This window comes from Micromonospora sp. NPDC049891, from assembly GCF_040660295.1.
In the GTDB taxonomy this organism is placed as follows: Bacteria; Actinomycetota; Actinomycetes; order Mycobacteriales; family Micromonosporaceae; genus Micromonospora.
In genome coordinates this window covers 1-1,836 of record NZ_JBFAML010000070.1, presented here as the reverse complement: position 1 = coordinate 1,836, position 1,836 = coordinate 1, and the positions used below count along the sequence as shown (strand labels likewise).

At 49.4% G+C, this 1,836-nt stretch carries 3 protein-coding genes; 2 read left to right on the top strand and 1 reads right to left on the bottom strand.

What is annotated here, in order from left to right; translation table 11 throughout:
* A partial coding sequence (locus AB0I71_RS32465; RefSeq protein ID WP_357591176.1) for an APH(3') family aminoglycoside O-phosphotransferase occupies positions 1 to 672 on the bottom strand: 672 nt, incomplete at its 3' end.
* Positions 673 to 801: 129 nt separating this feature from the next.
* Between AB0I71_RS32465 and AB0I71_RS32460 the strand changes: the two genes are divergently transcribed.
* Both AB0I71_RS32460 and AB0I71_RS32455 read left to right on the top strand, forming a co-directional pair.
* On the top strand, positions 802 to 1,506 hold the full coding sequence (locus tag AB0I71_RS32460; RefSeq protein WP_001067856.1) for an IS6-like element IS26 family transposase: 705 nt from the start codon (positions 802 to 804) through the stop codon (positions 1,504 to 1,506).
* Between the two features lie 91 nt (positions 1,507 to 1,597).
* Entirely contained in the window at positions 1,598 to 1,777 is a 180-nt protein-coding gene (locus tag AB0I71_RS32455; protein WP_000902128.1) for a hypothetical protein, read from the top strand.
* Positions 1,778 to 1,836 lie beyond the last annotated feature (59 nt).

Genomic DNA, 1,836 nt, shown 5'->3' with positions numbered 1-1,836 from the left:
GTCTGCGATTCCGACTCGTCCAACATCAATACAACCTATTAATTTCCCCTCGTCAAAAATAAGGTTATCAAGTGAGAAATCACCATGAGTGACGACTGAATCCGGTGAGAATGGCAAAAGCTTATGCATTTCTTTCCAGACTTGTTCAACAGGCCAGCCATTACGCTCGTCATCAAAATCACTAGCATCAACCAAACCGTTATTCATTCGTGATTGCGCCTGAGCGAGACGAAATACGCGATCGCTGTTAAAAGGACAATTACAAACAGGAATCGAATGCAACCGGCGCAGGAACACTGCCAGCGCATCAACAATATTTTCACCTGAATCAGGATATTCTTCTAATACCTGGAATGCTGTTTTCCCGGGGATCGCAGTGGTGAGTAACCATGCATCATCAGGAGTACGGATAAAATGCTTGATGGTCGGAAGAGGCATAAATGCCGTCAGCCAGTTTAGTCTGACCATCTCATCTGTAACATCATTGGCAACGCTACCTTTGCCATGTTTCAGAAACAACTCTGGCGCATTGGGCTTCCCATACAATCGATAGATTGTCGCACCTGATTGCCCGACATTATCGCGAGCCCATCTATACCCATATAAATCAGCATCCAGGTTGGAATTTAATCGCGGCCTCGAGCAAGACGTTTCCCGTTGAATATGGCTCATAACACCCCTTGTATTACTGTTTATGTAAGCAGACAGTTTTATTGTTCATGATGATATATTTTTATCGGCACTGTTGCAAATAGTCGGTGGTGATAAACTTATCATCCCCTTTTGCTGATGGAGCTGCACATGAACCCATTCAAAGGCCGGCATTTTCAGCGTGACATCATTCTGTGGGCCGTACGCTGGTACTGCAAATACGGCATCAGTTACCGTGAGCTGCAGGAGATGCTGGCTGAACGCGGAGTGAATGTCGATCACTCCACGATTTACCGCTGGGTTCAGCGTTATGCGCCTGAAATGGAAAAACGGCTGCGCTGGTACTGGCGTAACCCTTCCGATCTTTGCCCGTGGCACATGGATGAAACCTACGTGAAGGTCAATGGCCGCTGGGCGTATCTGTACCGGGCCGTCGACAGCCGGGGCCGCACTGTCGATTTTTATCTCTCCTCCCGTCGTAACAGCAAAGCTGCATACCGGTTTCTGGGTAAAATCCTCAACAACGTGAAGAAGTGGCAGATCCCGCGATTCATCAACACGGATAAAGCGCCCGCCTATGGTCGCGCGCTTGCTCTGCTCAAACGCGAAGGCCGGTGCCCGTCTGACGTTGAACACCGACAGATTAAGTACCGGAACAACGTGATTGAATGCGATCATGGCAAACTGAAACGGATAATCGGCGCCACGCTGGGATTTAAATCCATGAAGACGGCTTACGCCACCATCAAAGGTATTGAGGTGATGCGTGCACTACGCAAAGGCCAGGCCTCAGCATTTTATTATGGTGATCCCCTGGGCGAAATGCGCCTGGTAAGCAGAGTTTTTGAAACGTAAGGCCTTTGAATAAGACAAAAGGCTGCCTCATCGCTAACTTTGCAACAGTGCCGAATTTAGCGCGGTCGCTAAACATTTCGGCACCACCCAGGTGCTGCACGATATCAATCTGAAAATTGATGCCGGTGAATACCGGCTGGCTGCCGACGATCCGGATGAGGAGAACACCCTCGCCACGGCAGTTTTCACCCTCGATGCCAACCACGTCAGGTGGCAAATTTTCGACATTAACCGCGACGATGCTAAATTTCAGGGAGAAGTGCGTGGGTGAGATAGCCGGTCGTCAGTCATAAAGGGCAGGGTAGTACCGTTGGCCCGGCGTTCGATAGT

What these genes read in the sequence shown, in the direction of transcription:
- AB0I71_RS32460 (WP_001067856.1), top strand. Translation starts at nt 802, where the DNA reads ATGAACCCATTCAAAGGCCGGCATTTTCAGCGTGACATCATTCTGTGG.